Source organism: Vibrio sp. 1580, from assembly GCF_033340055.1.
The window spans coordinates 1-819 of record NZ_JAWOVT010000174.1; the positions used below are offsets into that span (position 1 = coordinate 1).

At 45.1% G+C, this 819-nt stretch carries 1 protein-coding gene and 1 pseudogene; both read right to left on the bottom strand.

The window, feature by feature from the left end:
* A pseudogene (locus tag R7093_RS24810) lies at positions 1-123 on the bottom strand (NTP-binding protein); the annotation flags it as partial.
* Entirely contained in the window at positions 123-761 is a 639-nt protein-coding gene (locus R7093_RS24815) for a phospholipid-binding protein MlaC (RefSeq protein ID WP_005478835.1), read from the bottom strand. The pseudogene R7093_RS24810 and the gene R7093_RS24815, both read right to left, overlap by 1 nt.
* Positions 762-819 lie beyond the last annotated feature (58 nt).

Sequence of the window (819 nt, forward strand, 5' to 3'; positions counted from 1 at the left end):
TTTTTGCGACGGTTTCCACTGCTGGGCAAAGGCCCACAATGACGGCACTGAGTCTCTATCCAGCGCCCCCGTTAGTGTTAACGTGTCTTGTTGCAACTGCCACTGTGCGTGAGACTGAGTCATTACTTTTTTGCCTCAAAGCGAATTGGCTCCGCTGCAAGTTTTTCAAGGTCTTGCGCTACCGCAAGAATACCGTCTTGGCGAATTTTGGTATTCCACTCAGATTGCTTGCTTGAAAGCAAACTAATGCCTTCTGCAACCATGTCGAACGCTTCCCATTCGTCAGTTTTGTTGTCTTTACGCAGTTTAAATTCTAGTTTGATGTTTGGACGAGGCGCATCAATGATCTCAACTTTGATGCTGGTAATACGCTTAGAGTCGTCTAATTTCGGCTCTGGACCAAACTCAATTTGTTGATCGCTGTATTGCGTCAAGACTTGTGCGTAAGACGCAATCAAGTAAGCACGGAACGCATCGACAAACTCTAGCACGTCTTCACGTTTTGCCCCTTTCAAGTTAGGGCCAAGCAGTTTCAGTGCTGCGTAACGGTCGTTGACGTAAGGCATCAGCTCTTGCTCAACAATCACCTTTAATAGATTAGGATCTTGTTTGATTTTTGGCTGTTCTGCTTTTAGTCGAGCAAATGTCACTTCAGCCACTTGCTTCATCATTTGATATGGCTGAGTTTTATCCACTTCTGCCGCGCCAACACCAAAAGCGGTAAGCACCACTGAAAATGAAAGTAATAGTCTAGCTAACATAGTTATTCCTTACTTGAGTCGTCTGAACCACCAACGCTGTAAAGTACCTGACCAATTA

Bases quoted from the DNA above. Each gene is read 5' to 3' on its own strand.
- R7093_RS24815 (WP_005478835.1), bottom strand. From the start codon at position 761: ATGTTAGCTAGACTATTACTTTCATTTTCAGTGGTGCTTACCGCTTTT.